Here is a 26,387-nt window from a genome sequence, read left to right on the forward strand (position 1 = left end):
AATGATGAGCAAATTATAACAGACTTTAGTAGTACTTGCATTGGAGTTGCTCACTTATTAACTGTCTGTCAATAATTATCGAATCTCACTCATTTCCTTTTATTTTCACTGGCTTAATTGTACGTTATTTTCTAAAAAAATCAACAACACTGCTTACACTTTATTATGCCTTATTTAAGTTCAGCTACTGTCACACCAAAACCACCTTCACTTGGCATACCACCACGATATGATTTAACACTTTTATGTTTTTTCAAGTGATTCTGTACGGCTTTTTGGAGTGCACCAGTACCTTTACCATGAATAATATAAACTTGCTCATAATTACTCAAGACAGCTTGGTCAATATATTGATCTAATTCGCCAACCGCTTCCTCATAACGATAACCACGTAAATCTAATTCAGTATTAATTGTTTGACGATTTTGTCGAGTTACCATCTTAGTTGGTTTCTCTTTTTTCTTTTTAGTTTTTTCAAGGTCTTCAATAGGTAATTTCATTTTAATAATACCCATTTGAACAACTGCTTCTTCTTCATTTACAAGTTCTAATACTTCGCCCTTTTGACCATATGATAATACTTTGACCTCGTCACCTTCATGTATTTCATCATATTTTTGTTTTTGTACATCTTGTTTTATTGATCTCTCTTCATATTGATCATCTAATTGTTTCTTTTTATCAATAAGTTCGTGTTCTTTGACATCTGCACCTTTTTGATCACGTAATGTTCTTAACTCTTTTAAGATTGAATCCGCTTCTTTAGTAGCAGATTTAACACGTTGATTTGCTTTTTCTTTAGCTTCATCCATCAATCTTTTCTCATAATTTTTATACTGCTCGTATTGTTGCTCTAGATCGTCATGTGTTATTTTGGCTTCTTTTAAAAGTCTATCTAATTCTATTCGTTGTTCATCAACACGTTTTGAATTCTTTTCAAGAGATTCAATCATTGAATTAATTTCTTGTTCATCTGTCCCAATCATGGTCTTAGCTTTATTAATAATACCTAAGCTAAGTCCTAATTTGCGGGAGATATCAAATGCATTAGAACGACCAGGTACACCCATCAACAATTTATACGTGGGACTTAACGTATTAACATCAAATTCAACACTAGCGTTCATGACACCTTTACGATTATAGCTATATGCTTTCAATTCTGGATAATGTGTTGTAGCCATTACTAATGAACCTATTTCACGAACGTGATCTAAGATACTCATCGCCAATGCTGCACCTTCACTTGGATCAGTACCTGCACCTAATTCATCAAATAAAACTAAACTATTTTTATCTGTCTCTTGCAAAATTTCCACAATATTCTTCATATGCGAAGAAAAAGTGGATAGTGATTGTTCAATTGATTGCTCATCACCTATATCACAATAAACATTTTCAAAGACACTTAACTGACTACCATCTAATGTCGGAATTAGCAATCCTGATTGTGCCATAATAATAATTAATCCAAGTGTCTTTAATGTAACTGTTTTACCACCCGTATTTGGACCTGTAATTATGACAGTTTCAATATCATCAACAAATTCAATTGTATTAGCTACAACCGTATCTTTATTTAATAGTGGATGATATGCATTAGGTAAATAAACGGTTCTATCTTTGTAAAACGTAGGTTTCGTTCCTTTAATTGAGCGTGCATATCGTGCTTTAGCTGTTAAAAAGTCAATTTGTCCCATGACTGATTCAGCAATTAAGCAACCATCTGCTTCGGCAGCAACCATACCTGTTAATTCTGTTAGAATTCGCTCACGTTCTACTGCTTCATCATTTCGTAAACGACTGATTTGATTATTCATTTCTACAATCGATGATGGTTCTATATAAAGCGTTTGTCCAGAGGCAGATTGATCATGAACAATCCCTTTGAAATCTTGGCGATATTCAGCTTTAACCGGTATAACATTACGATCATTGCGTACCGTTATAATAGCATCAGATAATTTCTTCTGATTGGATTGGCTTTTAACGATACGGTCTAAATTTTGTCGTATGCGTTGGTTTGTACTTGAAATTTTACTTCGTATACCTTGCAATTCATAACTTGCGCTATCATATAAATCGTGTGTATCACATTTTTCATTTATCTCTTGGAAAAGATCCGATAAAATTGGTAATTGGTTCATTTTATCATTCAAAATTGGATACTTAACAACTTGTTCATCTTCTTCTAATAATTGATTATAAAATGTCTTAAATTGATTTTGAACTTGAATTAAACGTTTAACTAAATTTAGCTCTGTAACATTTAATACGCCACCTATATTTGCACGATGAATCAATGGTGAAATTTTGGCTAAACCACTTAAACTTGGCAAACGATATTTATTATAAATTTGTGAAATTTCATCTGTCTCATTCATTTGAAATTCTACTGTTTCAAAGTCAGTGGCTGGAGACATCTTAGACACTTTTTCACGCCCTAAGTCACTTATTGTTTCCGAAGCTACAAATGACTTGATTTTATCAAATTCTAAGACGTCTAATGTTTTTTGTCTCATACAATCCCTCTATTTCTTCAACTTTTTATTATTTCCAACAAAATCCTTAAATGCTTGACGAGACATTGTGTTAATTACTCGATCTTTATTTACAAACCCTTTTTGAGCAGTGGCTACACCATATTTCATAAAGTCTAAATGATCAATATGATGAGAATCTGTATTAATTGTTAATTTTACATTAGGATATTTTTTAACTGTTTCAGCATTTAAGTCTAATCGCTTAGGATTTGCGTTAATTTCCATTATTGTATTTGTTTCTTCTGCTAACTTCATTAATCGATCGATATTCGGTTTGTACCCTTCTCTTCGACCGATAATACGTCCTGTTGGATGAGCGATGTGTCGTACATATGGATTTCGACATGCATTTTCCAAACGTTTCATAATCTCTTCTTCTGATTGATTAAAGCTTTGGTGAATCGCAGCTATAACATAGTCAAGTTGTGATAACACATCATCATCATAATCTAACGAGCCATCAGGAAGAATATCCATCTCTGTGCCTGAAAAGATATCTATTTCTGCATATTCTTCATTTAGCTTCTTAATTTCTTCATTTTGACGTAATAAACGTTCAACTTGTAACCCATTTGCGACTTTAAGGCTTTGTGAATGGTCAGTAATCACCATGAATTGATAGCCTTTTTTTATATTTGCTTCAATCATATCTCTAATAGAAAAAGCACCATCACTATATGTGGTATGCATATGAATATCTCCGTTAATATCATCCAAAGTAATAATTTCACTTAAATCTTTATCAAATTCGCTACCGTCTTCACGTAAAGCGGGTGCAATCCATTCACTACCGAAATGTTGATAAATCTCTTCCTCACTCTGTAACTGTAGTAAAGTGCCATCTTGCTGTTCAATTCCATATTCACTTATTTTTTCATTTTGTGCTTTAGCCATTTGTCTTATACGAATGTTATGATCTTTAGAACCTGTAAAATGTTGTAATGTGTGATAGAACGCAACTGGCTCAATAAGGCGAAAATCTACGCCAATAGTCTCATCATCGTACGTCAACTCTAATGAAACTTTCGTTTGGCCAACAGCAACATCTTTAACTTTATTAGGTATATTTAAAAGTTGTTGTTGTACTTCATCTGGATGCTCCGTACTAATAATATAATCCAAATCTTTACTCATTTCTTTATAACGACGGAAGCTTCCTGCTTCTGAGTATCTCTCAATACTATCAATTGTTTCTAAATAATCGATTATGATACGATTTAAACCTCGCATAGTGTCTATTGGATAGCTATCTTTTTTTGCTCCTAAAGCTTTAACTGCTTCAAGTATATTTTGTTCAGTTTTTTTAGCAAAACCACTTAGTTCGCTCACTTTTCCACTTTCACAAGCCAATTGTAAACTTTCTTTATCTGTAATATTAAGTTCTTTATATAATTTAGCTATTTTTTTACTACCTAATCCTTGAATCTTCATTAATGGAATCAAGCCTTCTGGAACAAGTTGTTGTAATTCTTTTAAATAACTTGATTCACCTGTTTTACGATATTCATCAATGACTTCCCCTACACCTTTACCAATACCTTTTAATTCAGTAACATCTTTAATATCATCAAGTGGTCGTTCATCAATTTCTAAGCTTTGAGCTGCTTTTCTATACGCAGATACTTTAAACGTATTTTCCGCATTTAATTCCATATATATAGCAATTTTTTCTAATAATTGAATTACATCTTTTTTTGTCATTCTAATCACTCCATAAAAAGAAGACCAGGACATTTAACAAAGAAGCCTTGTCCTGACCTTATATCAGTTTTGTTTTATAAATTTAAAATATAAGACGAGAAAAATGGTGTATGAAACAAGATAAGTTTGCCTATGTACGCATGTTGTAAATTGTGTTGTAACCACTCAATTGGATACAATGCTAGCACATAGATTGATAACTGTATTGCAACAACTGCCATCACTACACTTATTAAACTACCAAATAGTCTACTGATTTGGTTAATCATTCTATACGTCACTATATTATCAAAAGTAATTATTATAAGATATAAAATCAACTTACAAAGTGAGGCAATTAGTAAAAATGCAATAATTGTATCAAAGCGTTGCTGCAAATCATTAAAATGAAATGTATACTTCATATCATATGCAATTGTCTTTGGAAAAGGTATAAATACAATTAACTGCGAACTAATTCGATGATAAAATTGATGTGCTATAACTAATGAGACCATCGTTGAAAATAAATGTAAACTATTCAACCATACAGCTCTTCTATACCCTATAACAAGACCATACACAATAATAATAGCTATCGTAATATCAATAATCATCTATTCTTCTCGTTGTTTTAATTGTTGAATTTCTTGTAATAGTTTGCGGTTTTCTTCTTCTAATTTGACCTTTTCATGCATAATATTAACCGCTGTTAGGATTGATTTTCTTGTAGTATCTAATCCTGTTGATTTACGTCCCATTTCTTTTAACTTTTCATCAACTAAATGTGCTACGTAACGAATATGCTCGGGGCTGTCTTCACCAATGATAGTATAATTCTGATCGTTAATCGTGACATTGATTCGATTTCTAAATTCTCCCATAGCAATAACTCCTGACATTATTTATTCTTTAAGCCTATCAATGGTTACATGTAAATAACCACCTCATCTTGTACTTCAATTTAGTATGCACTTTACGCAATTTATGTAGTAGAATATCACAACTTATTATACATTAGGATATGTTGTTTGGTAAGTAGCTAACGCGTAATCATTTTAATTAATTAATGTAAATTTGAACTATATAACTATTCTGATGAACATCCTCAATATGTTATGCTTAACTATGTTTTATTATATTTTGAAAAGTGAGGATTAACTAGCCTATGGCAAACGTCGTTCATAAATTATCAGAATCTGAAATCCAACATCTCTTACAACAAATTACATTTGAAACATCTCAATTACCTCCAGGAATGAAAGCAAGAACTAAATACAAACAATCTGTGATAAATATTTATAATTCAGGCAAAGTTATGTTTCAAGGAAAAAATGCGGAAGCTGTTGCCCAACAATTACTTCCAGATCATAACACTACTTCCAAGAATTCATCATCTTCTAACCAATCTTCAGGTGAAACATTAGCTTATAATCATTATAATTGTATAGGAAGTGATGAAGCAGGAAGTGGTGACTACTTCGGCCCTCTAACTGTTTGTGCTGCTTATGTTTCTAGGGAGAATGTTAAAATTTTAAAAACACTTGGTGTGGATGATTCAAAAAAATTAAATGATCAAAAAATAATCGAACTTGCTGAACAATTGATTACATTTATTCCTCATTCACTTTTAACGCTCGATAATCCAAAATATAACGATAGACAGGCTATTGGTTGGTCCCAAGTTAAAATGAAAGCTGTACTACATAATGAAGCTATCAAAAATGTCACCCAAAAAATTAATTGCAATGAGTTAAATTATATCGTTATTGATCAATTTGCAGTACGTGGTGTTTATCAACGCTATGCTTTAAGTTCACTACCTTACCCAGAAAAAACTAAATTTGAAACGAAAGGTGAATCTAAATCATTAGCAATCGCAGCTGCTAGTATTATTTCAAGATACGCCTTTGTTAAACATATGGATCATATATCACATAAAATGAAACAAGATATCCCTAAAGGTGCTAGCAATAAAGTAGATTTGATAGCTGCTCAAATTATTGATAAACATGGAATAGAAACGTTAGATATGATCTCAAAAAAACATTTTAAAAATCGAGAAAAAGCCCAAAATTTAGTGACTAAAAAATATAAATAAATTTATAAAGAGACGAATTCCATTAATACAGAATTCGTCTCTTTTACTTCATTATCTAATTGTAGCACCTTGAGCTTGTAATGCTTCCAAAATCTTATCATGAATTTTAGATACGCGTTCATCAGTTAAAGTGTCTTCTGTGTCTAAATAATTTAATCGGATTGCTACTGATTTTTTGCCTTTTTCTAAATGTTCACCTTCATAAACATCAAATACTAATGTACTTTGTAAGATGTCTTCACCATTATTATGAATAATTTGTTTCAATTCAGAAGAAGGTACATCATGATTAACTTCTAATGCAATATCTCTTGTCACACCAGGGAATTTAGGAATCTGTTCATAATTAATATATCCAACCGCTACTTGCATCATTGCATCATAATTTAATTCAAACACATACGTGCGTTTTAAATCATTATCTGCTGCAACTTGTGGGTGTAATTCACCAATGAAACCAATGTCTTGTCCTTCTAAAGATACAATCGCTGTACGTCCTGGATGTAAACCTTCAATTTTTCCAGCTTTATAACTAAATTCTAAATTTAATTTTTCCGCAACTCGGTCTACAACACCTTTAGCGATAAAGAAGTCAATTTCTTCCTTTTTACCTTGCCAAGCATTAACAACATACTCTCCAGTTAAAATACCACTTAAATATTCAACTTCATCTGGAAGTTCGCCTTCACCATTGCCAAAGAATACACGACCAACTTCATATAATCTAACATCTTTATTTTTACGAGCTACATTATATGCAGTTGCTTCAATTAAATGTGGTAATAAGCTCTGACGTAAAGTAGCATGTGCTTCACTCATAGGCATTAATAAACTGATTGTTGAACGTTCTTGAAGTGCGAAGTCCTTAGCATGATCTTTAGAAACTAATGAATATGTGATTGCTTGGTTCAATCCAGCACCTTCAAGCGTTTCCTTAACGGTACGTGTTTTATGTTGACGATCCGTTAATTCTCCACTTGTTACTTCGCCAAATACTGGTAATGATGAAGGGATTTCATCGTAACCATAAATACGTGCGACTTCTTCAATTAAGTCTTCTTTAATAGTAATATCTTTACGACGTGAAGGCACATTGACCGTTAATGTTTCGCCTTTTAATGTTGTTTCGAAACCTAATTGTTTAAAGATAGCTTGAATTTCGTCATTAGACAAATTAAAACCAATTGTTTTATTTACCTTTTCAGCTGTAATATCGATTGGTGTCACAAATGATCTTAAATCTCCTGAAGACACTCTATCTTGTAGTACTTCACCAGAAGCTAACTCTTGTAATAAGTAACATGCTCTGTCAACCGCTTCGTCAACAAATTCTGTTGCGATACCTTTTTCAAAACGACTAGAGGCTTCACTACGTAAGTTTAAACGACGTGAAGTGTGACGAATTGATACTGGGTCGAATATTGCACCTTCTATTACTACGTTAGTAGTTTGTTCAGTTACTTCTGAAAAGTCGCCACCCATTACGCCAGCTAATGCAATAGGTTCTTTACCATTAGAAATAACGATATCAGTATCTACTAGCTTGCGCTCATTATTGTCTAATGTAGTCATTGTCTCTTCATCTTTCGCTTGTCGTACAACAATGTCTTTAGAGCCGATATGATCTTGATCAAACATGTGTAACGGTTGACCATATTCTAATAAAACATAGTTTGAAATATCTACAACATTATTAATTGGTCGTATACCTGCTTTTATTAAACGTGCTTGCATCCAAATTGGAGATGGTTCTATACTTACGTTTTTAACAACACGCGCACTATAATAAGGGACTTTTTCAGGATTATTGATTGTTACTGATAATTCATTTGTTGCAGATTCTGAAATTTCATTACTTTTAGTAGTTGGTTTCGTCATTTCAGTTTGATACAACGCAGCTACTTCATAAGCTGTACCTACCATACTTAATGCATCGGCACGGTTAGGTGTTAAATCAAATTCCATCACTTGATCATTTAAATATAGTGCTGTTAATGCATCCGTTCCTGGCTCAACTTCTGTCGGAAAGACAAAAATACCATTTTCATATGCTTTAGGTACCACATTACTTGAAATACCAATTTCTTGTAATGAACAAATCATACCTTCTGAACGCTCACCACGTAATTTAGCACGTTTAATTTTAATGCCTCCTGGTAAGCGACCACCAACTTTCGCAACAATGACGTGTTGACCAGCATCTACATTGGGTGCACCGCAAACGATTTGAACAGGTTCTTCCTCACCAATGTCTACTTGGCAAATATTTAATTTATCTGCATCAGGATGCTTTTCTTTTGATTGAATATAGCCGACCACTAGATTTTTAACATCTTTTGTATAATCTATCATGTCATCTACTTCAATACCTGTACGGGTAATACGTTCTGCTAAATCTTCAACCTTAACCCCTGCATCTACGTAATCTTTTAACCATTCATTAGAAATCAACATTATGCTTCACCTCTATCTTCAACAGCTTTAAATTGTTCAAGGAATCGAACATCATTTGTATAGAAATGACGAATATCTTCAATACCATATTTCAACATCGCGATACGGTCAGGACCCATACCAAATGCGAAACCAGAATACTCATTTGAATCGAATCCAGCCATTTCAAGTACATTCGGGTGTACCATACCCGCACCTAAAATTTCAATCCATCCTGTATGTTTACATACGTTACAACCTTTACCTTTACATTTGAAACATGATACGTCCACTTCTACAGAAGGTTCAGTGAACGGGAAGTAACTAGGACGTAATCGAATTTCACGGTCTGCACCGAATAATTTTTTCGCCACTAATTCTAATGTTCCTTTTAAATCACTCATTTTAATGTTTTTATCAACAACTAGTCCTTCAATTTGTGTGAACTGGTGACTATGTGTCGCATCATCTGAATCACGGCGATAAACTTTACCAGGACAAATAATTTTAACTGGTCCTTGTCCATTGCGTTTTTCCATTGTGCGTGCTTGTACTGGAGATGTGTGTGTACGCATTAAGATTTCATCAGTAATATAAAAACTATCTTGCATATCACGTGCCGGATGAGATTTAGGTAAATTTAAAGCTTCAAAATTATAATAATCTTGTTCTACTTCATAGCCATCAACAATTTCGTAACCTAGACCTAAGAATAAATCTTCAATTTCTTCAACTGTTCGTGTTAAAGGATGTTTAGAACCTATACTAATTTGTCGACTTGGCAATGTTACATCGATTGTTTCTTCTGCTAATTGTTGATTTAATTTTTCGTTTTTTAACAATTCTTGCTTCTCATCTAATTCTTTTTGAATTGTTTGACGTAGTTCATTTACTTTTTGACCATATGCTGGCTTTTCTTCATTAGGTAAATCTTTCATATTTTTCATTAATCCACTTACTGAGCCTTTTTTACCTAAGTATTTAACTTTAACATCTTGTAATTCGCGTTCATTTTGAGCTTCATTAATATCAACAAGTGCTTGTTGTTTTAATTCTGCCATTGAATCGTTTTGAGTCATTGACTTACACCTCTCACATTATATTCACTATTTATTGTTAACATTTTTTCATAAAAAAAGACTTCCATCCCAAAACTGGGACGAAAGTCTTTCCGTGGTACCACCCAAATTTATGCATATGCATACACTTGTAATCGTTGGTAACGAAGACGTACTCCGACTTAAATTTCTTTAAGTAACCAAAAAGATGAAAGAAACTAATACATGTTGGAGTAAATTGCAGTCACGTTTACTCTCCCTGTACAACACTTTATATCAGTTAAGGTCTTTTTATCGGTTATATTTTTAATTTTTATAACTTAAGTTATTAATTTACATTGATTATTGTGTACATCTAAGTATAGCCGATTTTATTTCTCAGGGTCAACCTTTCAAATGATAAAGTAAAATACTTCCAGCAATAGCTACATTTAAGCTTTCCGCCTTGCCGTAAATTGGTATTGTTAAATTTTGTGATGTTTCATTTAATAATGCTTTGTTCACACCTTCACCTTCATTACCTAGTAATAAGGCAAATATATCTTGAGATGCTACCTCCTTATATGGTTGCGCATTCTCAAGCGCAGTACCATAAACTGGTCCATTAAAATCAGCGATAAATGTTTTCAAATCTGCGGTAATAACCGGAATATGAAATACACTACCTTGACTTGCTCGTAAAACCTTGTCTTGATATGGATCGGCTGTACCTTTTTCCATTACAATCAAATCTATTCCCGCTGCATCAGAAGTACGAATTAATGTGCCTAGATTACCCGGATCTTGAATGCGATCGATTAATAATACTTGTTTTGCTTGCGTAACATCATATTTAGGCTTTTCAATTACAGCAAAAAAACCTTGAGGTGTTATCGTACCTGATAATGATTCTGCAACTTTCATATTAATTTCAAATGTCTCTTCAGCATAATCCTTAAGCGCTTCATCTGTTCTATTTGGTTCAATTACAAATAGTTGCTTAATGACAATGTCGCTTTGGTAAGCTTCTTCGATTAAATGAATACCTTCAATCAATGCTTGTCCAGTTTTATCACGATCTCGCTTTTTCTTTAATTTATTTGCATTTTTTATCTTACTGTTTTGTGCTGACGTAATTTGTTCCATATAGTTCTCCATTTTATAGTAGCTATTATTGATGGTGTTTACTAATTTATATTAACATAACTAAATCGATCATAATGGAAACTTAAACATTATATGTATAACCATTTTTATCGCCGATTATTATAAAATTTGATTATTGATAAAAAAAGAAGCATCGAACAAAATTAAATTGTCCATGCTTCACTAAAATCATTAAGTCGATTATTTAGAAACGACTTCTTCACCGTTGTAAGAACCACAGTTTTTACATACGCGGTGAGATAATTTGTATTCTCCACAACTTGGGCATTCAGTCATACCAGGTACTGAAATTTTGAAGTGAGTACGACGTTTGTTTTTTCTAGTTTTAGACGTTCTTCTTTTTGGTACTGCCATGATATATCCTCCTTAATATTAAACACATATCTTAAGTGTTAGGTCATTAAATCATTATACAATAATTTAAAACAACCTGCTATTACTCTTTATCGTATAATTGTTGTAATTTTTGAAGCCTAGGGTCAACTTGTTGCGTTTGGGAATCATCATTGTCTTTTTCTTTTTCAAGTTCGATCATTTGATCTTCGTCAATAACTTCCCAACCATTACCTTCTGTAAGCATCTGATCGCTATTCTCAGAGAAAGCTCTCATCGGTTTCTCAATGATTACCAATTCTTCAGCAATGTCTCGAATATTAATCATACCATCAGTAGCTAGATGATAGTGTTCATCCTCTTCTACTTCTTCATCGGTATAACTATCATAACCTTCCAAATCAAATATTTCAGATGTTCTTACATCTAAAGGAACTTCTACAGGTACAAGCGTACGTGCACAAGGCATTGTATATGTTCCAGTTAAATGAATATCTGCAATAACTTCATTGGCTTTAACGGTTAATTCACCTTCAACATTGATTTCTGATAAATCAATCAAGCCTAAAGGTTCTATTAAATGCTCAAAATTTGCCGTTTGATTGAATTCAAATGGCTTACCTTGATATTTTCTTAATTGCGTTATTGACCATTTCATACGGCTTCACCTCTAACAAACACAAAATTTATTTTAACTTTACAAGTATAAGTTGTCAAGATTTTTTCTTAACATACTTTCATCTGTTACAATACTAATAATGAATATCGAAAGGATGAATTGCAAATGAAAAGTGTTGGACTAATCACAGAATATAATCCATTTCATAATGGCCACTTATATCACGCTCAACAATCTAAGTTACAGTCCGACGCGGAGATAAGTATTGCAATTATGAGTGGCAATTTCGTCATGCGTGGCGAGCCAGCAATTTATAATAAATTCTTGAGAACAAAGATGGCTTTGTCAGGCGTTGATTTAGTTGTTGAACTTCCAGCGATTGCTAGTCTGTCATCGAGTGATTATTTTGCAACTTTTGCAATTAAAGTAGCTCACTATTTAGATATTGATACTATTGCATTTGGCAGTGAAATCAATGACATTTCACGTCTTGAAAACGTAGCATCTAATATTAACTCGCTTGAACAATCGTCATATTTTCAAGACTTAATTAAACAAGGGAACAGTTACGCCAAAATTGTACATGACCTAATTGATGATCAACAAGTGTTACGCTCTCCTAACAATATATTAGGTGTAGCATACATAAAAGCCATTAGCAATATAGCTCCAACTATACAAAGAATCGCTATTCAACGTCAATCTACCGCACATCACGATCAAGAGATTAAACATGACAGTTTCGCAAGTGGCTCAGCTATTAGACACGCTTTATTAAATAAAGAAAACACCTGGAAAGATGTCGTACCAACAGATATAAAGCATTTATATGAAACGCCACACCTTTTGAAGAAGCAAACGTTTAATTTTATTAAATATAATATTTTAAGTCGTTCCTCTGAAGAATTATCACACATTTATACCATGTCTGAGGGCTTTGAACATCGTCTCAAATCAAACATTCAAAATGCGCAAGATTTCGACACGTTTATGTCTTTAATTAAAACTAAACGTTTCACACACACGCATATACAGCGCGTTCTGATGCAAATATTACTAAACATTAACAAAAGTGATTTTGATGATGAAATTCGGGGAGTGCGAATTCTAGGCATGAATCAAAGAGGGCAACAGTATTTAAAGTACTTAAAAAAACAATTCCCTAATCGCTTTTTTGTTACAAATATTAACAAGGAAACTGCCTCTTTATTTAAAAATGAAATTAAAACAACTCATATTTATAATTTAATATCTGGTCAAAGGGCTAATGATTTTAATACACCTGTAATAATTAATAAAAAGAACTAGGACTGAGAAATGCTTAATTTAAAGCTCTTTCTCAGTCCTAGTCGGCTAATGCGGAATAAATGTAGACCTATACAAATTAAATCTGCCTCGTACAGTTTTGAGTGGAATTATTTTAACCTCATCTATTACTTTTTAAATTTTTCTTTTAATGCTTTCTCAACATTTGGAGGTACAAAATCTGATATATCAGCTTTATATTGCGCCACTTCTTTTACGACGCTCGAACTAATAAAAGAATAGTTTGTACTAGTCATCATATACATCGTTTCTACATTACTATTTAGTTTTTTATTCATTGATGTTAGTCTCAATTCATACTCAAAATCACTGACTGCTCTCAAGCCTCTAATGATTGTTTGAGCACCAATTTTGTCACAAAAATCTACTAACAAACCGTTATAATTATGTACTTCAACATTTGATAAATGTTTTACAGATTCTTCAATTAATGCCATTCGCTCGTCAATATTAAACGTCCCAGTTTTATTACTATTCTTTAACACACAAATATGTAATTCATCAAAGCGCCCTGCACTTCTCTCGATAATATCGATGTGTCCATATGTAATAGGATCAAAACTACCAGGAATGACCGCCTTCGTTTTAGCCATTTTGTTCTCCTTTTTCTAGTAACAAAGTATCAGTAAGACCATAGTGATATTGTTTAATCACTTTAAATCCATTTGTGTTGATTTGCTCATGATTGCTAAACTCACAAATGATGATACCATTTTCTTTCAATAAATTAAACTCTGCAATTTGCTCTAAAACTTTATCAATCAAACCTTTATTATATGGAGGGTCAAGAAAAATATAGTCAAATTGAATCTCTCTCTTATTTAAAGCTTTCAATGCACGATCAGCATTATTTTTATAAACTTCAGATTGATCACGTAGGTCTAATTGATTTAAATTAGCTTGTATCACTTTAACAGCTTTAAAATTTTGATCTACAAATATGACTTTTTCCATACCACGAGATAATGCTTCAATACCTAATGCGCCACTTCCAGCGAATAAGTCTAAACCTAAACCATGTACTTCTTGTAAGCTATTAAATATACCTTCTTTCACTTTATCCATAGTTGGACGTGTATTACGACCTTCTAAACTTTCTAAGGCTTTACTTTTATGTTTTCCAGCAATAACTCTCATCTTGACTTACACTTCCATTTCTCTAGGTTATTTATTATAATTTGTTGTAAAAAGGAGAAGGATTATATTATGAAACAGTCATTTATCGTATTGGGAGAAGGATTAACAGACCTATTTGAATTTAATACCTTAATAGAATACAACCATCTCCGGATAAATAAAATTGTATACTTTCATACACCACAATCTTCAAAACAACTTTCATCAGTTGCAATGATTATGAATCCAACTTCAGGTAATCATTTCCAAGCTATGTACATCATGCTTGATGCGCTTAAATATCCATATCCTGACAGTAATAAAAAATTTGAACTCATTAATAATCAAGCAAATCAATATAATGTACCTATATTCGGTATAGATGTACAACCACCAGAAGCGTTCCACACGTTAGACCAATACTTTAAGTATTTGATAAGTGTATTACGACTACAAAATTGGATTCCACCCATGCAATAAAATTATAGAATTTCATGTTTTTCTTTTTCATAAGTTTTTTTCAAATATTTATAAGGTGATCCGTCTATATCCACAACGTATTTTAGTTTCATTAATTTATGGACAATTGCATTTGCGTCATTTTCATTAACATACAATACAACATATTTACGTTGCTTATTCGTATAAATAATATGTCCATACTTTCTAATTTGACGCTCATGCTTAATATGTTTTAAATAAACGATTAAACTCACTCTTGGAATTAATTCCATACTATACACACTCCATTTATTATGCATAATAACTATACCACGACTATTTATATTATAAAATCCTTTAATCCCATGAACTGTATCCCTGTGCATCAAATAGCTATTTACTTTTTCGTTGGTGTGAAGTTTGGTACGCTTAATTCAATAATAACAAGGAGGCAATATAAATGACGATCAAAAAACGATGGGTTCTTAATTTGAGCTTAGCGAGCGTTAGTTTTTTGGGTAGCTTATTTTTTATAAATAAAGGTAATAAGGTATATAAAACTAAAGAAATCCCTAAATTCTTTAATGGTAAGGCACCATACATTTTTGCACATAGAGGCGGCATGGCAGTCAGACCTGAGCAAACACAATTGGCATTCGATAATGCCGTCGCTTACAACTTAGATGGTTTTGAAACTGATGTTCGACTTACTAAAGATGAAAAACTAATTGTCTTTCACGATGCTACTGTAGATCGTACTACAAATGGTTCGGGCAAGGTTAGTGATCATAGAATTTCAGAATTAAAGCGTTTAGATGCTGGTTATCACTTTAAAGATATTAATTGCCAATTTCCATATCGTGGTCATGATGAAGCAAAAATATTAACTTTTGATGAGCTTTTAAAAATGTATCCTAATATGTATATTAATGTTGATTTAAAAGATGCACCAGATAGTTATGAAGGAACAGTTGCGCCAACAAAAATGTATGAAGATATTATTAATAATCAGGCACAAAATCGCGTACTTGTAACTAGCTTTTACAAAGAACAAAATGATCGCTTTAGAGAAATAAGTAAAGGACAAGTTGCTATTGGAGCAAGTCAAAAAGAAGTTGCAGAAGGATTTATCAAATTTAATTTAGGATTAGGAAATAAGTATCAACCCGTTGCTGATACATTTCAAATGCCTACCCAATTTAAAGGTATTCCATTGACTTCTAAACGTTTTATTCAATGGTTAAACTTATTAAATATAGTGCCTGGATTTTACGGAATTAATAGCACTGACCTAATGACCGATTTATATCATAAAGGTGTTCATACATTAGTAACAGATCGCCCAGATTTAGGTAAACAATTCAAATTAAGTCTAAACATTGTGAAATAAACGCGTTATAAAGTAAAAGGAGAAAGAAATCAAATGCAATATGATTTCTTTCTCCTTATTTTATGACAAACTACAATTACAAGTACCACCTGTCGCACATCCATCATGACCTGTTTTAAAGAATGGATTTCCCGCTTCAATTTTGACATTTTCCGAAACTGAAAATGCTATTTTACTTACTACTTCATCAATTAAATTTTGTAGAGCTACCTCTTTAGATTTGTAATCCATGACGACTGGTAACATTTCATAAGCTCTTTTACGTCTTCTTGTTTCTAACATAACCTTTTGATAATCAGGATGATATTTCCCAAAACGCATAACTTCATCATAAGCAACTTTAGATTTCAAAAAAGCCTGATACATAAGATGTGCTTCATCATCATTGTTTAGCATCTCTTGTGCTGCGCGAAAATCATGATAAAGTTCAGATTGAACAATCATATCCGATAGTCCTTCTATATCATCAAGAATTGACATTGTTTCTTCTGTATACAATGTATGGTTCCCCTTCCATTAATAGATTATTTTTCTAGAAAAATAAGTGAATAATAATCTTTCATAACTTCTCCACCCATTTCCTCATATTTAGTATTCAACATTCTAGAACGGTGCATATCAGAATTCATCCAACTGTGAATTAGTGTCGGTACATCATCAAAATCATATCCGACATTTTGGCTTGTAGAAATGAATGAAATGTTTTCGTTGCTTAATTGGCTTTTCAAAGCATCCTCAGTAAATTCAACATCATTAGAACCTGTTGCCTCATATAAGTTTACTGATGCAATGTGAGCTATATCTGAATTGACTTTTAGTGGTTTAATATTTTTTAACTTTCTCATCTCATTCGTTATTTCATATAGCGTCATTAATTGATTAGGATTTTGTTCATAAGGAAGATTATCTTTCTTAGCTTTATCAAAATCTTCTTCATTATAGTCGTCATCAGATTCATTAGCTAAAGGATATGGCTTAAGAAATGCTAATGCCTCTTTATCAAGAAAGCGAATCCCCATAATTTGATTCGATTGCTGATCCACATAAACCTGTGCATAAACATTTCCATATTTAATTAATGTTTGTGTTTTTATATCTTCATCAGATAATTCGAAATTATAACTTTGACCATTCACTTTAATTGAAGGATCTGGGTTAATACTTGTATTTTCAAAAATATGTGATGCACTCTCATTAATTTTTAAAGGGGCAACATTAGCTTTACTTCCCGTTACATAAACTGATTTTATTTTATTCTCTTTAGTTGAAACAATGTAATATTGTTCATCTTTTTTAAATACGTAATTCATATAGTGCCCTTTAAATGGATATGTACGACTTGCTTGACCAAATTTATCAGTTAAATCATCTATATCTTTACTAATCCAAGTACCTACACCCTCTTTTGGTGATGGATTTTCACTGGTGTTATGTGTCTTAGGCGCTTGTTCTGAATGATTAGTTGAAACAGTTTTATTTGGATTTTCTAATACATCAAATTTAAGTCTAGGTGAGTAAAATAAATATATAAGAAATAATATTAAAAATATTACACCTAAAACTTTAATTATTAATTTTGCCATCTTTCACCCACCTGTTTTGAATTATATCTATTGTACAAAATAACTATTTTACTAATCAAGACATCCTACTTAGCAAGACTACTTTTACCAAGTCATCCTTTTACAAATAAATTGATATTGATGTTACAAAAAAGACTAAGACAATAATGTCTTAGTCTAAATCAATTTGTATTTAAGTTGTTACACTAAATTCGATTATAATCCTAATGTTGCTTTAATTAGTGAAGTCGTTTCTCCACCTGGGTAAAATACATATAAAAGTAAGTAAACTGCTACACCAGTGATAGCTGTAAAGAACCATATAACTGATGCAATTGGACCTGCTTTTCTATGCCATTTAAATTTATCTTTATATGCTGTAATAATTTGAATTAGCCCTAGAACGCCACCAATTGTAGCTAAATTAATGTGGAAAATCAAGAAAATTTTATAATACGTTCTAACTGAGTCTGGTCCCCCGAAATCTGTATTACCTATAAATATAGTTCTTGATGCATAGATAATAAAGAAAGTTAATGCAAAGATTGCTGCCCATAACATTGTTTTCTTGTGCTTATCTATATCTCTATGCCAGATTTGCCACCATCCAATGGCAACAAAGATAGCACTAATCACAATACAACTTGTACTAATCGTCGGTAGAATTGGTAAATTCATATATTTCATCCTTATTTAATTTGTGTATTTTAAATCATTTTTATCAATGAGATAACAACAACTAAAACGAAAAATACTACTAAATAATTTAGGGAGTAAATAAACATTTTTGTTGCCCATTTAGTTTGATCTGTCTCTTTCTTAAAAGAAGTTAAACCAACATAAAGCCAACCTAAATTAAGCAATGTCGCTAATACTACAAATGTTGTCCCTAGACTTGATAAAAGAAATGGTAGTGGAAGTAAAAAGACTAACCATATAAACATACTTATTCTAGTACGTTTAAATCCTTTAACAGATGGTAACATAGGTATATTTGCTAATGAATATTCATCACTTCGTTTAATTGCTAGAGCATAGAAATGAATTGGTTGCCAACAAAAAACAACTAAAAATAATGCAATTGCAATAAGACTTATATTTCCATCAATAGCAACCCAACCAATTAATGGTGGTACTGCACCAGGAAAACTCCCTACTACTGTGTTCCAAGTTGTATGTCTTTTAGACCAAATTGAATAATAAGACACATAACCCACAATGCCGATGAGTCCTAGTACACCTGATGGTACATTTAATAAGAATAAACAAGCTTCTCCTACTAACATCATACCAAAACTTAAAATTAATAAATTTTTATCTGAAATTCTATCATTAACTGTCGGTCTATTTTGCTTACTTGGCATTATTCTGTCAATATCTTGATCATAATAATTATTTAATGCACAAGCGCCACCCATAATTAATGTTGATCCAATCAACATTAATAGAATTTGAGGTATTGACGATAGGAAGGAATGATTGCTCATCACAACAGCTAACCAAGCACTTGCAAATGCAGGAATTAAGTTACCTTGAACTAGACCCATCTTAATAATTTGTTGTAACTCTTTAAACGATACACGGTTCGATGGTTGTGTCAAAGTTTGCTCTTTGCTCATGATCCCCCTCCTTAAAATTTTCATATAATACTATGATATAGCAATTACTAAAAATTGACTAGTTTATATCAAATTTAATTGTGACACTTTAACGACATTCTACTTAACTAATTTTTTGTTAGTTCTTATTGTTGTATAATTATTTTAATAATAAAATTGTAATAAAAATAGACATTAATTAAGAGCATTCAGTACTAATTTATCTACACTGTCAAAATACTCTTGATTAATGATGGGGTGTATAACATTGTTTAACAAACGAAACCTTAAGTGGTTATCTGTATTAGCAACTATCATAATGGCATTTGTACAACTTGGTGGTGCATTAGTTACTAAGACTGGCTCGGAAGATGGATGTGGATCTTCTTGGCCTTTATGTCACGGTGCATTACTTCCTCAAAATTTACCTATCGATACAATTATCGAATTAAGTCATCGTGCCGTTTCTGGTTTATCATTAATCGTTGTACTGTGGTTAGCTATTACAGCATGGAAACATATTGGCTATATTAGAGAGGTAAAGCCATTAGCAATAATTAGTATTGCATTTTTACTAGTTCAAGCATTGATTGGTGCAGCAGCTGTCATTTGGCAACAAAATTCATACGTATTAGCACTGCACTTTGGCATATCTTTAATCAGTTTCTCTTCAGTGTTTGTTTTAATGCTTATCATTTTTGAAGTCGATAAAAAATATGAAGCTGATGAACTATATATCAGAAAGCCATTAAGAAGATTAACATGGATGATGACAGGTATTGTGTATTTAACAATATATACTGGTGCTTTAGTTAGACATGCAAAAGCAAGTTTAGCATATGGTGGCTGGCCTTTACCTTTCCATGACATCATTCCACATACAGAGCAAGATTGGGTACAATTTGCGCATCGTGGTATGGCATTTATAACGTTCTTCTGGATAATGATAACGTTTATTCATGCAGTTAAAAATTACTCTGAGAATAGAACAATTCGATATGGGTATACGACTGCATTTATTCTTATCATCTTACAAGTAATTACTGGTGCACTATCTGTAATGACTAACGTAAATTTATTCATTGCACTTTTACACGCTTTATTTATCACAATATTATTCGGTATGATAGCTTACTTTATTATGTTAATGCTACGTACCATTAGAAGTGAAAAAATTAAATAACCTATTAATATAAAAGGAGATGTGAATGGTTCATTCACATCTCCTTTTTATTTTAAAATTTTATTAACGATGACGTTTATAAATATTTATTACTCTATAGACTCAATCTATTCAAACTTCAATATGATATTTATTAATTAGCTCATTTTTAAAATATATTTTGATTTTAATCTGCTTTTTCAATTTCAATAAGTAAATCACCTGTTGCAATCGCATCGCCGTTTACAACCGTTACTTGTTTTATAGTTCCATTGAATGGTGCTTGAATCGTTGTCTCCATCTTCATCGCTTCTGTAATTAATAAAGGTTGGTTTACTTTTACTTCTTCACCAACTGTAACTTTAACTTCAGTTACCGAACCAGGCATTTGAGCACCAATATGACTAGGATTTGATTTGTCAGCTTTAGGTTTCAAGTTCGTATTTGTTTTAATATTTTCATCTTTTATAGAAATACGACGTGCTTGACCATTCATAACATAATAAATTGTTCGATAACCATTTTCATCCGGCTCACTAATTGTTTCAAGTTTAATAATTAATCGTTTACCAGTATCAATCTCTATTTCGACTGTTTCACCATTACGCATACCGAAGAAGAACGTTGGCGTATCTAATAATGATAAGTCACCATATTGTTGTTTTGTTTGCATAAACTGATCAAATACTTTTGGATATAATACATAACTGATTACATCTTGTTCAGTCACTTCACCATAATCTTTTGCTTCAAGTTCTTGTCTAATTTCATCAAAATTCACAGGATCTAAATACTCACCTGGACGTTCTGTTAGTGGTTGTTGACCTTTGAGGATGACATCTTGCAATTCCTTATTAAAGCCATTGACTGGCTGACCTATATCACCTTTAAAATAAGATACAACCGATTCAGGGAAGTCTAACTTATGGCCTTCTTTGATGACTGATTGCTCATCCAAGTCATTTTGCACCATATAAAGGGCCATATCACCTACAACTTTAGATGATGGTGTTACTTTTACGATATCGCCAAATAAGAAATTAACACGACGATACATATCTTTGACCTCGTGGAAACGTTCACCTAAACCTAAACTTTTTGCTTGTTGTCCTAAATTTGAATATTGTCCACCAGGCATTTCATGTTCATAAATTTCGGTATTAGGAGACTTAATGTCACTTTCAAAGTCACTGTAGTATGGACGCACAGTACTCCAATAGTGACTGAGTTCTTCTAATCCTTCAATATCTGCTCTTAGATTTCGATTAAAACCATTTAATCCATAATACAACGAATTGGCGCTAGGTTGACTTGTTAAACCACTCATTGATGCAACAGCTGTATCAATGATATCTACACCTGCATCTATCGCTTCTTTATAGATAAGTAGACCATTTCCACTTGTATCGTGTGTGTGTAAATGTATCGGTAAATTTATCGCAGATTTTAATTCTCCTATAAGTTCATATGCTGCTTTAGGTTTTAACAATCCTGCCATGTCTTTAATTGCTAAGATATGGAACCCTTCACGTTCAAGTTCTTTTGCTAATTTCACATAGTATTCAAGTGTAAATACATTTGAACGTTCAGGATTTAATATATCACCAGTATAACAGATTGCACCTTCAGAAATCTTACCTGCATTTTGAACCGCTTCATTTGCAACTTTCATTTGATCTACCCAGTTAAGTGAGTCGAAAATTCTAAAGACATCTACGCCTGCATTCGCACTTTCTTTTACGAATTTTTCAATCACATTATCAGCATAATTTTTATAGCCAACTGCATTTGAAGCACGTAATAACATTTGGAATAAAATATTGGGAATTGCTTTACGTAATCTTTCTAGTCGTTCCCATGGATTTTCTTTTAAAAAGTTGTAAGCGACATCAAATGTTGCGCCCCCCCACATTTCTAAAGAGAAACTATCTTTAAACACTTCAGCAGTTTTAGAAGCAATATTCATCATATCCTTAGTACGAACGCGAGTTGCTAAGAGTGATTGGTGTGCATCACGAAAAGTAGTATCAGTGACCAATACGTCGTTTTGCTCTCGTACCCAATTAGCTACTGCTTTAGGTCCTTTACTATCTAGCAGCTGTTTCGTTCCGTTCAACGTATTAATTTTACTATGTGGCACTTGTGGTATAGCTGTCGATTCATAATCAGGTTTGAGTCTTTTTTCTACATTAGGGAAACCGTTAAGCGTTACATTACCGATATATTCTAACGTTTTAGTACCACGATCTAGAGTCGGTGCAATATTAAATAATTCGGGTGTTTCTTCTATAAATTTAGTCGTATAATCCCCACTGCGGAATTGATCATTGCGCATCACGTTAATTAGAAACGGAATGTTAGTTTTCACACCACGTATACGCATTTCACGAAGAGAGCGTTCCATCTTTTCTTCAGCTTGTTTAAATGTAACCGCATGTGTTGATAACTTAACCAATAGTGAATCATAATAAGGAGAGATTTCTGCACCTTGGAAACCGTCACCAGCATCTAAACGTACCCCAAAACCACCACTAGATCGATAAGCGATAATAGTACCTGAATCTGGCATAAAGTCATTAGATGGATCTTCTGTTGTTATACGACATTGAATTGCGTAACCTAATGTTTGAATTTCTTCTTGTTGTGGCATAGAAATGCGTTCATCAAATAAGTTAGCACCATCAGCAACTAAAATTTGAGTTTTAACAATATCTATACCAGTAATCATTTCAGTTATTGTATGTTCTACTTGAACTCGAGGATTAACTTCAATAAAGAAGAACTCATCCCCTGATACTAAGAATTCTACCGTCCCTGCGTTAACATATTTGATATTATTCATTAATTGTAATGCTGCATCACAAATTCGTTCTCGTAATTCTTTTGATAAGCCAACTGAAGGAGCTACTTCCACTACCTTTTGATGACGACGTTGCACCGAACAATCACGTTCATATAAGTGAACAATATTACCATATTCATCCCCAATAATTTGTACTTCAATATGTTTGGGATTATCTATGTATCTTTCAATATATACTTCACTATTACCAAATGACTTTTCGGCTTCAGATTTAGCTCGATGGAATGCGTCTTCTAATTCTCCTTCTTCATGTACGATACGCATCCCTTTACCGCCACCACCACTCGTAGCTTTAATCATTAAAGGAAAGCCAGCTTCTTGAGCAAATGCTTTTGCTGCTTCAAAGTTTTCAATCGGTCCATCTGTACCGGGAATAACAGGCAAATTAGCATTTATTGCAGTTGTTCTAGCTTTGACTTTATCTCCAAACATATCTAAATGTTCTATATGCGGACCAATAAATTTAATTCCTTCTTCATCACAACGTTGTGCAAATTGTTTATTTTCACTTAAAAAACCATAACCAGGATGAATGGCATCTACACCAGCTCGTTTAGCCACATCTATAATACGTTCAATGTTTAGATAACTTTCGGCTGGTCCCAAATCCTTTCCTACTAAATAAGATTCGTCTGCTTTATATCTATGCAAAGCGTTTTTATCTTCATTTGAGTATATTGCCACTGTTTTAATATTTAATTCTGTTGCTGCCCTAAAAATTCTAATTGCAATTTCGCCACGATTAGCTACTAATAATTTTTTTATATTTTTCAAAAAAGGCACTCCCCTTTTAAAGTTTGAATATTCTAACTAATTAGATAATAAAATTTTATACTAACTCTAAAAATAAAGCTATATTTATTTATTAAATAGTTGTTGTAAAATTTGTAAAGTAAATATAATGAAAATGATTTCCGTATTAATAAACTATTAAAAAATAAATATTTCTATGATAATCACTAAAAATTATCATTAGTTATAACTTCATATTATCATTTTAAATAATAATACTCCACTTACAATGACGTTGTATATTATATTTTCATAAAAATGTAAAAAACCTTTACATGAAATCAAGCTTATTTCACATAAAGGTTATCATCCTTATTTAAGAGATTATCTAGTTATACCTAGTTTTTGTTTTCTAGCTTTTTGTGATCGTTTTTCATCAATTTTTATTTGTTTTGCGACTAACAATAGCAGACCCATTGCGATGCTTAAACTCAACATAGATGAACCACCAAAACTTATAAATGGTAGAGGTACACCAGTTAATGGAATCGTTGCTGAAATACCACCTAAATTGACAAAAGTCTGACTTCCAATATAACTAGCAACGCCTACACAAATTAATTTATAGAAATATGATGGTGTTTTAGTAGCTAATACGAAAGCACGATAAACTATGAAGAATAATAAGCAAATGACGAATAATCCACCTACTAAACCAAGTTCTTCACAAATGACTGCAAATATAAAGTCAGTATGTGCTTCTGGTAAATAACCAAGTTTCATAATTCCATTGCCTAAACCACGACCAAATAATCCACCATTTCCAATTGCCATCAATGAGTTAGTTAAATGATAACCTGTACCGGCTTCTGAACTAAATGGGTTCATTAATGTACTAAAACGCGCTTTCAAATAATGTGGCATCATTCCACTTACAATAAAGAGCAATGCAATCGCGATGAAACTTCCAGCAATAAGCAAAACCGGTCCTCTTACTAATTTTTGAACACCGATACCTGCAAAAATAAACATTGAAACAATAATAATCATGATTAACAACGTTTGCCCAATATCACCTTGCAACAATACTAAAAATAAGCATACGCCTATTAAAAAAAGTGGTGCAGCAATTACTTTAATTTTCTCTCTTACTTGCGGTAATTTTCTACTTATTACATATGAAATATATAATATGAATGCAATTTTCAATAATTCCGATGCTTGCAAGTTCATAAACCCAAGATTTATCCAACTTTTAGATCCGTTAATATTTTTACCTATAATAAGTGTTAAAAATAGTAATACGAAGATTATAATCATAATCCATTTTTGAATATTGGGTTGTTGTAATATTTTAATATTCAACATAAAAGCGATAAAAAATACGACAATAAAACTCATAATAACGTAAATGAGTTGTCTATTATAAAAATACGTGCCAGATACTTCAAGTCCACCTGTTAACGTCCCTTTAGTTGCAGCAACCATACTTGCACTATAAACCATGATTAAACCGAAAAGACATAAAACAACGTATGTAATTAATAATGGATAATCGATGAACTTAGCAGTTCTACCTATGTATCTAAATATATTTTTTAAATTACTCATAAAAATGATCATCCAATTCTAGAATTTTAAAATTATAATGGTAAATAAAATGACGTTTTAAACCAAATTTACTGTCTAAACTATTATATACTTTGTGCTCGTTGTTTAACAAATATAAACTAAATTTAAATCTAATTATTACTTTCAATATTTTTATATTTAATATGATAATAATGCTTAAAATATAAAATGACTGAAAATATTATAAACATAATATTTCAGTCACTATGGTGAGATAATTTGTATGTAATTAATATTACAAATAACTCAAATTTATAAACGAAAAGTAAATGAATAAACTTTACTTATATATTTAATCGATAGTTATTTTACATTTGTAAACGCTTCATGAAGTTTAGATAATTCTTTTTCTAAACGAAGCATTAAATTTTTGCCGTCTTCTTTATCAACTAAGCCAAGCTTAACTGCAAAATCAACTTCTTTTTGTAAACCAAACATTTGTGTGTCGAGAACTTCTTCATATAACGGGCATGAAGGTAAAGTTAAATTATCCATTTGAACTTTAATTAAATGTAAGATTCTATCAGCATCTTGATTTAATTGCTCATAAGCCACGTTACTCATCTTCGATTGCTTCGGCATCACATACTCCCCCTATCATTAAATATCTTCATATCAAAAGTTTATCTTACTACTTTTTAAAAAGCAAGTT

24 protein-coding genes are annotated in these 26,387 nt (G+C 32.0%); 5 read left to right on the forward strand and 19 right to left on the reverse strand.

Annotation, left to right across the window (positions count from 1 at the left end; all coding sequences use genetic code 11):
• Positions 1–170: 170 nt before the first annotated feature.
• From BDW31_RS01745 to zapA, 4 genes are all read right to left on the reverse strand, one after another.
• Positions 171–2,522, reverse strand: a complete 2,352-nt coding sequence (locus tag BDW31_RS01745) for an endonuclease MutS2 (protein WP_053024649.1) — start codon at positions 2,520–2,522, stop codon at positions 171–173.
• Between the two features lie 9 nt (positions 2,523–2,531).
• Positions 2,532–4,244 (reverse strand): DNA polymerase/3'-5' exonuclease PolX, encoded by a 1,713-nt coding sequence (polX, locus tag BDW31_RS01750; protein WP_053024648.1) that lies wholly within the window; start codon positions 4,242–4,244, stop codon positions 2,532–2,534.
• Positions 4,245–4,318: 74 nt separating this feature from the next.
• Complete coding sequence (locus BDW31_RS01755; RefSeq protein WP_053024647.1) at positions 4,319–4,840, reverse strand: CvpA family protein; 522 nt, start codon at positions 4,838–4,840, stop codon at positions 4,319–4,321.
• Positions 4,841–5,107 carry a cell division protein ZapA gene (gene zapA, locus BDW31_RS01760; protein WP_011276097.1) on the reverse strand — a complete coding sequence of 89 codons (267 nt, stop codon included), beginning with the start codon at positions 5,105–5,107 and terminating at the stop codon, positions 4,841–4,843.
• A 284-nt stretch (positions 5,108–5,391) separates the two neighbouring features.
• Here zapA and rnhC point away from each other — a divergent pair, with 284 nt between their 5' ends.
• Positions 5,392–6,324, forward strand: coding sequence for a ribonuclease HIII (gene rnhC / locus BDW31_RS01765; RefSeq protein WP_037549432.1), 933 nt, complete (start codon positions 5,392–5,394; stop codon positions 6,322–6,324).
• 51 nt (positions 6,325–6,375) lie between these two features.
• On the opposite strand, the gene pheT is transcribed toward rnhC, so the two are convergent.
• From pheT to BDW31_RS01795, 5 genes are all read right to left on the reverse strand, one after another.
• Entirely contained in the window at positions 6,376–8,778 is a 2,403-nt protein-coding gene (gene pheT, locus BDW31_RS01770) for a phenylalanine--tRNA ligase subunit beta (protein ID WP_053024646.1), read from the reverse strand.
• A complete protein-coding gene (gene pheS / locus BDW31_RS01775; RefSeq protein WP_037536224.1) occupies positions 8,778–9,836 on the reverse strand; it encodes a phenylalanine--tRNA ligase subunit alpha in 1,059 nt (352 codons plus the stop codon). The genes pheT and pheS overlap by 1 nt, the downstream gene beginning before the upstream one ends.
• A gap of 363 nt (positions 9,837–10,199) precedes the next feature.
• The gene (locus BDW31_RS01780) at positions 10,200–10,940 is read right to left on the reverse strand and encodes a TrmH family RNA methyltransferase (protein ID WP_037549427.1); all 741 of its coding nucleotides are present in this window, start codon (positions 10,938–10,940) and stop codon (positions 10,200–10,202) included.
• Positions 10,941–11,141: 201 nt separating this feature from the next.
• Positions 11,142–11,315 carry a 50S ribosomal protein L32 gene (gene rpmF, locus BDW31_RS01785; protein WP_002435373.1) on the reverse strand — a complete coding sequence of 58 codons (174 nt, stop codon included), beginning with the start codon at positions 11,313–11,315 and terminating at the stop codon, positions 11,142–11,144.
• Between the two features lie 82 nt (positions 11,316–11,397).
• A complete protein-coding gene (locus tag BDW31_RS01795; protein WP_037549425.1) occupies positions 11,398–11,952 on the reverse strand; it encodes a YceD family protein in 555 nt (184 codons plus the stop codon).
• A 126-nt stretch (positions 11,953–12,078) separates the two neighbouring features.
• Here BDW31_RS01795 and BDW31_RS01800 point away from each other — a divergent pair, with 126 nt between their 5' ends.
• On the forward strand, positions 12,079–13,221 hold the full coding sequence (locus BDW31_RS01800; RefSeq protein WP_037549422.1) for a nucleotidyltransferase: 1,143 nt from the start codon (positions 12,079–12,081) through the stop codon (positions 13,219–13,221).
• Positions 13,222–13,346: 125 nt separating this feature from the next.
• Here BDW31_RS01800 and coaD read toward each other — a convergent pair whose 3' ends face one another.
• Complete coding sequence (coaD, locus tag BDW31_RS01805; RefSeq protein WP_011276104.1) at positions 13,347–13,832, reverse strand: pantetheine-phosphate adenylyltransferase; 486 nt, start codon at positions 13,830–13,832, stop codon at positions 13,347–13,349.
• Positions 13,825–14,376: a 16S rRNA (guanine(966)-N(2))-methyltransferase RsmD gene (gene rsmD, locus BDW31_RS01810; protein WP_037549420.1), complete on the reverse strand. Its 552-nt coding sequence runs from the start codon at positions 14,374–14,376 to the stop codon at positions 13,825–13,827. The genes coaD and rsmD overlap by 8 nt, the downstream gene beginning before the upstream one ends.
• Before the next feature lie 69 nt (positions 14,377–14,445).
• On the opposite strand from rsmD, the gene BDW31_RS01815 reads away from it, so the two are divergent.
• Complete coding sequence (locus BDW31_RS01815) at positions 14,446–14,835, forward strand: DUF7147 family protein (RefSeq protein ID WP_037536215.1); 390 nt, start codon at positions 14,446–14,448, stop codon at positions 14,833–14,835.
• Between the two features lie 2 nt (positions 14,836–14,837).
• Here BDW31_RS01815 and BDW31_RS01820 read toward each other — a convergent pair whose 3' ends face one another.
• Positions 14,838–15,089, reverse strand: a complete 252-nt coding sequence (locus BDW31_RS01820) for a DUF2129 domain-containing protein (RefSeq protein WP_037549417.1) — start codon at positions 15,087–15,089, stop codon at positions 14,838–14,840.
• Between the two features lie 167 nt (positions 15,090–15,256).
• Between BDW31_RS01820 and BDW31_RS01825 the strand changes: the two genes are divergently transcribed.
• Positions 15,257–16,186 carry a lysophosphatidylglycerol phospholipase D gene (locus tag BDW31_RS01825; RefSeq protein ID WP_110709013.1) on the forward strand — a complete coding sequence of 310 codons (930 nt, stop codon included), beginning with the start codon at positions 15,257–15,259 and terminating at the stop codon, positions 16,184–16,186.
• A gap of 60 nt (positions 16,187–16,246) precedes the next feature.
• Here the strand turns inward: BDW31_RS01825 and BDW31_RS01830 are convergent, their stop codons facing one another.
• From BDW31_RS01830 to cyoE, 4 genes are all read right to left on the reverse strand, one after another.
• Complete coding sequence (locus BDW31_RS01830; RefSeq protein ID WP_037536210.1) at positions 16,247–16,684, reverse strand: YlbF/YmcA family competence regulator; 438 nt, start codon at positions 16,682–16,684, stop codon at positions 16,247–16,249.
• Positions 16,685–16,710: 26 nt separating this feature from the next.
• Positions 16,711–17,769, reverse strand: coding sequence for a CAP-associated domain-containing protein (locus BDW31_RS01835; RefSeq protein ID WP_053024644.1), 1,059 nt, complete (start codon positions 17,767–17,769; stop codon positions 16,711–16,713).
• A 195-nt stretch (positions 17,770–17,964) separates the two neighbouring features.
• The gene (locus tag BDW31_RS01840) at positions 17,965–18,426 is read right to left on the reverse strand and encodes a DUF420 domain-containing protein (RefSeq protein WP_011276111.1); all 462 of its coding nucleotides are present in this window, start codon (positions 18,424–18,426) and stop codon (positions 17,965–17,967) included.
• A 29-nt stretch (positions 18,427–18,455) separates the two neighbouring features.
• Complete coding sequence (gene cyoE / locus BDW31_RS01845; RefSeq protein ID WP_110709015.1) at positions 18,456–19,367, reverse strand: heme o synthase; 912 nt, start codon at positions 19,365–19,367, stop codon at positions 18,456–18,458.
• 247 nt (positions 19,368–19,614) lie between these two features.
• Between cyoE and BDW31_RS01850 the strand changes: the two genes are divergently transcribed.
• On the forward strand, positions 19,615–20,529 hold the full coding sequence (locus tag BDW31_RS01850; protein WP_037549405.1) for a COX15/CtaA family protein: 915 nt from the start codon (positions 19,615–19,617) through the stop codon (positions 20,527–20,529).
• 166 nt (positions 20,530–20,695) lie between these two features.
• On the opposite strand, the gene BDW31_RS01855 is transcribed toward BDW31_RS01850, so the two are convergent.
• The 3 genes from BDW31_RS01855 to BDW31_RS01865 form a co-directional block, all read right to left on the reverse strand.
• Entirely contained in the window at positions 20,696–24,145 is a 3,450-nt protein-coding gene (locus tag BDW31_RS01855) for a pyruvate carboxylase (protein ID WP_053024642.1), read from the reverse strand.
• 342 nt (positions 24,146–24,487) lie between these two features.
• Positions 24,488–25,714, reverse strand: a complete 1,227-nt coding sequence (ftsW, locus tag BDW31_RS01860) for a cell division peptidoglycan polymerase FtsW (RefSeq protein ID WP_037536194.1) — start codon at positions 25,712–25,714, stop codon at positions 24,488–24,490.
• Between the two features lie 324 nt (positions 25,715–26,038).
• Complete coding sequence (locus BDW31_RS01865; protein ID WP_011276116.1) at positions 26,039–26,317, reverse strand: Fpa/YlaN family protein; 279 nt, start codon at positions 26,315–26,317, stop codon at positions 26,039–26,041.
• Positions 26,318–26,387 lie beyond the last annotated feature (70 nt).

The organism is Staphylococcus sp. AtHG25 (assembly GCF_003217445.1).
Taxonomy (GTDB): domain Bacteria; phylum Bacillota; class Bacilli; order Staphylococcales; family Staphylococcaceae; genus Staphylococcus; species Staphylococcus haemolyticus.

Excerpts from the sequence above, each read along its gene's own strand:
- BDW31_RS01745 (WP_053024649.1), bottom strand. The coding sequence starts at position 2,522 with ATGAGACAAAAAACATTAGACGTCTTAGAATTTGATAAAATCAAGTCA.
- polX (WP_053024648.1), bottom strand. The coding sequence starts at position 4,244 with ATGACAAAAAAAGATGTAATTCAATTATTAGAAAAAATTGCTATATAT.
- BDW31_RS01755 (WP_053024647.1), bottom strand. The coding sequence starts at position 4,840 with ATGATTATTGATATTACGATAGCTATTATTATTGTGTATGGTCTTGTT.
- zapA (WP_011276097.1), bottom strand. The coding sequence starts at position 5,107 with ATGGGAGAATTTAGAAATCGAATCAATGTCACGATTAACGATCAGAAT.
- rnhC (WP_037549432.1), top strand. The coding sequence starts at position 5,392 with ATGGCAAACGTCGTTCATAAATTATCAGAATCTGAAATCCAACATCTC.
- pheT (WP_053024646.1), bottom strand. The coding sequence starts at position 8,778 with ATGTTGATTTCTAATGAATGGTTAAAAGATTACGTAGATGCAGGGGTT.
- pheS (WP_037536224.1), bottom strand. The coding sequence starts at position 9,836 with ATGACTCAAAACGATTCAATGGCAGAATTAAAACAACAAGCACTTGTT.
- BDW31_RS01780 (WP_037549427.1), bottom strand. The coding sequence starts at position 10,940 with ATGGAACAAATTACGTCAGCACAAAACAGTAAGATAAAAAATGCAAAT.
- rpmF (WP_002435373.1), bottom strand. The coding sequence starts at position 11,315 with ATGGCAGTACCAAAAAGAAGAACGTCTAAAACTAGAAAAAACAAACGT.
- BDW31_RS01795 (WP_037549425.1), bottom strand. The coding sequence starts at position 11,952 with ATGAAATGGTCAATAACGCAATTAAGAAAATATCAAGGTAAGCCATTT.
- BDW31_RS01800 (WP_037549422.1), top strand. The coding sequence starts at position 12,079 with ATGAAAAGTGTTGGACTAATCACAGAATATAATCCATTTCATAATGGC.
- coaD (WP_011276104.1), bottom strand. The coding sequence starts at position 13,832 with ATGGCTAAAACGAAGGCGGTCATTCCTGGTAGTTTTGATCCTATTACA.
- rsmD (WP_037549420.1), bottom strand. The coding sequence starts at position 14,376 with ATGAGAGTTATTGCTGGAAAACATAAAAGTAAAGCCTTAGAAAGTTTA.
- BDW31_RS01815 (WP_037536215.1), top strand. The coding sequence starts at position 14,446 with ATGAAACAGTCATTTATCGTATTGGGAGAAGGATTAACAGACCTATTT.
- BDW31_RS01820 (WP_037549417.1), bottom strand. The coding sequence starts at position 15,089 with ATGGAATTAATTCCAAGAGTGAGTTTAATCGTTTATTTAAAACATATT.
- BDW31_RS01825 (WP_110709013.1), top strand. The coding sequence starts at position 15,257 with ATGACGATCAAAAAACGATGGGTTCTTAATTTGAGCTTAGCGAGCGTT.
- BDW31_RS01835 (WP_053024644.1), bottom strand. The coding sequence starts at position 17,769 with ATGGCAAAATTAATAATTAAAGTTTTAGGTGTAATATTTTTAATATTA.
- BDW31_RS01840 (WP_011276111.1), bottom strand. The coding sequence starts at position 18,426 with ATGAATTTACCAATTCTACCGACGATTAGTACAAGTTGTATTGTGATT.
- cyoE (WP_110709015.1), bottom strand. The coding sequence starts at position 19,367 with ATGAGCAAAGAGCAAACTTTGACACAACCATCGAACCGTGTATCGTTT.
- ftsW (WP_037536194.1), bottom strand. The coding sequence starts at position 25,714 with ATGAGTAATTTAAAAAATATATTTAGATACATAGGTAGAACTGCTAAG.
- BDW31_RS01865 (WP_011276116.1), bottom strand. The coding sequence starts at position 26,317 with ATGCCGAAGCAATCGAAGATGAGTAACGTGGCTTATGAGCAATTAAAT.